Below are 5282 nucleotides of genomic sequence, written 5' to 3'. Positions count from 1 at the left end.
GTGATATAGTCACGGATGTCATTTGCGTTTGCTTCCAGGATTTCGCATCGTGATTCAGCTTTTAAAACTGTAGAAATACTTTCCGGAATTTCCGGCTTATTTTTTACCGCCTCTGCAACAACTTCGTCGAATTTGGCTGGATGGGCAGTTGCAAGGCAGACCATGGGAATGGAGGCAGTCTTATACTGTTCTGCCGCACTTACTCCAACGGCTGTGTGGGGATCAAGCAGATAGCCGTATTCGGTATGGTAGCGAGCTATTGTTTTGAGAACCTCATTTTCCGGTACGGAGGCTGCTGTAAAATCTCTTTTGATCTGTTCCTGATAGTTGCTCAGATCAAGGGATCCGTTCTTCGAGAATTCCTCCATCAATTCACTGGTACGGGTGGCATCGCTGTCGACCAGGTAGTAAAGATACCTTTCAAAATTGGAAGCCGCCTGAATATCCATGGAGGGGCTGGAAGTTATTTTGACCTCTCCAAGGGAGTAATCGCCCCTGTTGACCAGTCGGCTGAGGATATCGTTCGAATTGGTCGCCAGAACCAGTTGCCTGATTGTTCCCTCGGGCAACATTCTTCTGGCGATAAAGCCTGCAAAAATATCGCCGAAATTACCTGTGGGAATGGCAAAGTCCAGGGAAGAATCCTTTTCGTGGTCTATGATATGAAGACAGCTGTAAACATAATAGACTACCTGGGCAAGTACCCGGGCCCAGTTAATGGAATTGATCGCGCCAAGATTGTGTTTCGCTTTAAAATCGACATCACCGAAAATTTTTTTCACGATGGCCTGGGCATCATCAAAAGAACCCCTGATGGCGATATTGAAGACATTATCGTCCACCACGGTTGTCATCTGTTTTTCCTGAACCCTGCTGACTCGTCCATGGGGATGAAGAATAAAAATCTTGATCCGCTCCTTCCCTCTGACCCCGTAAATTGCGGCACTGCCGGTGTCCCCGGATGTTGCCCCGAGGATATTGAGATTTGACTCGTTTTTGTCCAGCAGATATTCGAAAAGATTGCCGAGAAACTGCAGGGCTATATCCTTGAAAGCAAGGGTAGGACCATGGAACAGCTCGAGTATATGATAGTCACCCACATGTGCAAGAGGAGTTATTTCACTCCGGGTAAAGGTGCTGTAAGAGCGGGCTATGAGATCTTTGAGATCATTTGCCGGAATATCATCAATGAAACGGCTCATGATTTCAAATGCGAGTTCAGCATAAGTAAGATTCTGCCAGGATGCCAGTGTTTCACAACCTATTCTGGGAATGGTTCTTGGAAGAAGAAGGCCGCCGTCTTCCGCCAGTCCCATCATGACTGCTGCTGTAAAGGATAGGGGGGATACTCCGCCCCTGGTGCTGAGATATTGCATGGCTTTTATCAGGTGTTTGAAAAATGGTTACATCACCATCAAACGTTCACGGAGTCAGGATATTTTTATATTTTTGGCCTCATGCCACAATCCTTCCAGATCGTAAAACTTTCGTTGTTCATGATAGAAAATATGAACAACCACGTCATCGAAATCAAGCAGAACCCACATGGAGTCCTGAAGTCCTTCCGCCTTTGATGCCTTGACTCTTTTTGAACGGAGCTCCCCTTCAATCGCTTCAGCCAGTCCCTGGACATGCCGGGTTGATCTGCCGCTCATGATGACAAAATATTCGGTGAAAGTGGTGAGTCCGCGAACATCCAGAATGACAAGATCTTCAGCCTTAGTATTAAGTGCCGCTGCCGCGCAGACCCTGGCCAGTTCTTCTCCGCTTTTGTCACGGTATTCTTTTTTTATCTGTTTCATAATTACTTGTGCCCTTTTCTGTGAGGGCTGTCAATTTTTTTGTTCATTTTTTCTGGATTTACGTGGAGGAAATTCGAAGCTGATTCTGCCATTCCGGTTAAGGAGCAGATAGGCATCGAACGGCCTTCGTTTCTTTGAAATAAATCCTTTGATCAGTTCTGTTTTTCCGTCTTTCAATAACTGACGGATATGGTTTGTTTCCAAGGTCTTTGAAAGGATTATCTTGCCGATTCTGAGTCCCTTTTTCTCGTCTCCGTCCAGTGCCGATTCAGACATGAAAGCGGCCGGAGTTTCAAAAACCCTGGTGTTATCTACTGGAGAAATGCCGAGAACTTCACCTTTTTTGATGGCCTCGATATCCAGGTCGGCGGTTGATTTTTCAAAGAGAAATTCTATTTTTCCGTTGGTGAAGCGAAGTGAAGCTGAAAACGGTTTTCCCTTTTTTGACCTGAAGTCACTGAACGGGCCGATTGTTTCACCCCTCAGCAGAGCGACGATTTCGTCCGTGGTCATAACTCTGCCGCCAAGGATTTTTCTTATGGAAATTTTCTGATCCTCGGAAACATAGGCAGTGGGAGAGGAAAAGAAACGGATGTTATTGACGGGGCTGAAAGGAGCTTCCGCCCTGACTTCCGTTTTTTCAAAATTTTTGACCTGGTTGATAATATGGATGGTCATTGCCCGTATCTCATCCATGAATTTGGATCTGGTGAATGTTCCCTTGAGGATCTGATTCAGTTTATGTTCCCATTCACCTGTCAGCTCAGGGGAAGCAAGGACATCGATCTTCATGGCTTCCAGGAGAGCCAGAAGCTCAAAAGCCTTGCCCGTGGGAGTAAGGTCCTTGCCCTCCCTGACCACATATTTTTCCTTGATCAGTTTTTCAATGATGGAGGCTCTGGTTGCGGGGGTTCCCAGGCCACGTTCCTTCATGGCATCGGCCAGTTCCTCGTCTTCTACGAGTTTATCGGAATTTTCCATGGCCGAGAGCAGGGTAGCCTCGTTGTATCTGGGTGGAGGAACCGTTTCCAGATCCTCTCTGGTGACATTTTGACAGGAGATGACAGCATTTTCAGGTACGGGAGTGAGCATTTTCTCTTTTTTATCTCCGGTGCCCGTTCCATAGATTACCTTCCAGCCAGGTTCCTTGAGTATTTTTCCTTCGGTCAGGAAGGTTTCATCCATAACATGGGATAATCGTTTTGTATTTAAAAAAAGTGCCGGGGGAAAAAATACAGCTAGAAAACGCTGTGCCACAATTTTGTAAATCTTGAGTTCAGCGTCCGAGAGATTTTTCGGTACCAGTGTGGTGGGAATAATGGCGTGATGGTCGGAAATTTTCCTGTTATTGAAAATGCGTCTGTCGAGTCTAAGATAGCCATTTTTCAGGGCTGTATCGGCAAATTCGGCTAGCTGCCACCGGGTCTGGCTCTGCACGGTTTTTTTCACCGTGGGCAGGTAATCTTCCGGCAGGTGTTTGCTGTCCGTTCTGGGGTAGGTGAGAAGTTTGTGCCTTTCATAGAGAGCCTGGGCTATGGACAGGGTGTTTTTTGCGGAAAAGCCGAAACGGGAGTTGGCCTCCCGCTGGAGCAGGGTGAGATCGTAGAGAGGACCGGAGCGCTGGCTGGTCTGTTTACTTGTTTCCTCTACGGTTGCCGGCTGACCTGTACATTTAGCAATTATCGCTGCCGCCTTTTCAGGTTCCCATATTCTGTCTGCACGTTTATAGGAATCGTTCTTATCCTTTTTAAAAGCCGGGTTAATCCATTTGCCCCTGTATGTTGTGTCATTGAATACAAAATCCGCATGGAGGGTGCAGTACGGTTTCGGGATAAAATTCATCCGGTATCGCTCCCGCTGGACCAGAAGTGATAGAGTCGGGGTCTGTACCCTGCCGCAGGGGGTGAGAAAAAAACCACCGTTGCGTGAATTGAAGCCGGTCAATGCCCTGGTTGCGTTGATTCCGATCAGCCAGTCTGATTCGGATCTGCAGAGAGCCGTGTCTTCAAGGGGAAGCATTTCCTCACTGTCCCTGAGATTGGCAAAGCCTGATTTGATCGCATCTGCTGTCATGGACTGCAGCCAGAGTCGTTTAAAATTTTTTCTGGCAACTGACTTGTTCCATACATATTTTATGATGTATTTGAAAATCAGTTCTCCTTCACGACCGGCGTCACAGGCATTGATGATTTCTGTGATGTCCTTTCTGCGAATCAGTTTCTGCAGGGCATTCAGCTGGCTTTTTGTACCGTCCAGTCCTTTCAGGGGGAACTTTTCCGGCAGGATGGGAAGTTTGTTGATGTCCCATTTCTGATAGGCGGGATCAATTTCTTCAGGGTAACAGATGGAAACCAGGTGGCCGATTGCGTAGGAAACTACGTATTTCTGTCCTTCAAAATGGGTCTTGGTTTTTTTAAATCTATCGGGCAGTATTTTTGCCAGATCACTTGCCACACTGGGCTTTTCAGCAATTATAAGAGTCTTGTCTGTCATGAAAAAATGGCCTGTGTTCAGATTGTTTTTACCATGAAAAAATCTGATTTTTCAAAGTAGTCTCAGGGTTAAGATATTAATTTTTCAGAAACCGGCAATATTGGTTTATTCTGAAAACAGTGGAGTTACTGTCTGCTGGAAAACTGAAAACACGTCCGAATATAATCAGACAGAAGCAAGGGTCCGGTTGGAAATGTCGATTATCTTTTCGCAAAGGGTAATTGCTCACAGGGTTAAACTCAATGTCGTTGACTTAAGTGATGAGCCCCATTCCGACCTTGTCCGAGGGACGCTATAAACCCGTCCCTGGGGACTTTTCTAAACCATTTTGTCCTTAAGTCAGTGTCTGTCCAGAAAGGAGGATTTTTGGTCGAGATCAATGCGCACGGGAAACTTTACCGCAGGTAAAAATTGCTATCGGAGTCTACGCTTATCTCCGAGGATAAAATTTTCAGGGCAACGCGGATATCGGGCAAAAAGACCATTTATGGACAGGCACAAGTTAACGACATTGGTTTGTATCCTTCAGGTGTGAAGAAGCTGCCAGATGTAATAAAAAGACATGTTCCGTTTGTCAAATAGAATTTTTATCGACTGCAATAAACCAATGTCGTAACCTGTGCCTGTCCATAAAATGGTCCTGTTGCACTGAATCTGCGTTATGCTCAAAAAACAATGCCTGGAATATCAGTATGATGTCAGTGTTTATTCCTTTTTCAGTCCTTGGTTTTGCATGAAATTGCTCATTTCGTGGACAGGCCCTGACCCAGGCGAAAGGTCCCATTCCTACCTCAGACGGGGATCTCCGTAAACCCGTCCATGGTGACTTATCTGCAGAAACCCGGGCCGAGATAAGAATGGGACTTCTTGGGCTTGACAACAGCCGGCTGTTATGATAATGTTGCACAGTTCAACTGTCCGGTATGGTGCTGGAAGTTGAAGTTATACCTTCCGTAATGTTTCTTCAGTTGCGGCAAGGCTTTTTTT

Annotated in this window: 3 protein-coding genes; all 3 read right to left on the bottom strand. The window is 46.1% G+C overall.

Annotated elements, in window-relative coordinates; translation table 11 throughout:
* Positions 1-1376: threonine synthase (thrC, locus tag ACXLDX_RS01765; RefSeq protein ID WP_457575470.1), on the bottom strand; the 1376-nt coding region annotated here is incomplete at its 3' end.
* A gap of 54 nt (positions 1377-1430) precedes the next feature.
* Positions 1431-1802, bottom strand: coding sequence for a ribosome silencing factor (rsfS, locus tag ACXLDX_RS01760; RefSeq protein ID WP_457575469.1), 372 nt, complete (start codon positions 1800-1802; stop codon positions 1431-1433).
* 30 nt (positions 1803-1832) lie between these two features.
* Positions 1833-4295, bottom strand: a complete 2463-nt coding sequence (locus ACXLDX_RS01755; RefSeq protein ID WP_457575468.1) for a DNA topoisomerase III — start codon at positions 4293-4295, stop codon at positions 1833-1835.
* Between the last annotated feature and the right edge of the window lie 987 nt (positions 4296-5282).

Source organism: Desulfomarina sp., assembly GCF_054039375.1.
Note: the sequence above shows the minus strand (reverse complement) of the source record. Positions and strands in the feature narration are given on the sequence as shown.

Excerpts from the sequence above, each read along its gene's own strand:
- rsfS (WP_457575469.1), bottom strand. The coding sequence starts at position 1,802 with ATGAAACAGATAAAAAAAGAATACCGTGACAAAAGCGGAGAAGAACTG.
- ACXLDX_RS01755 (WP_457575468.1), bottom strand. The coding sequence starts at position 4,295 with ATGACAGACAAGACTCTTATAATTGCTGAAAAGCCCAGTGTGGCAAGT.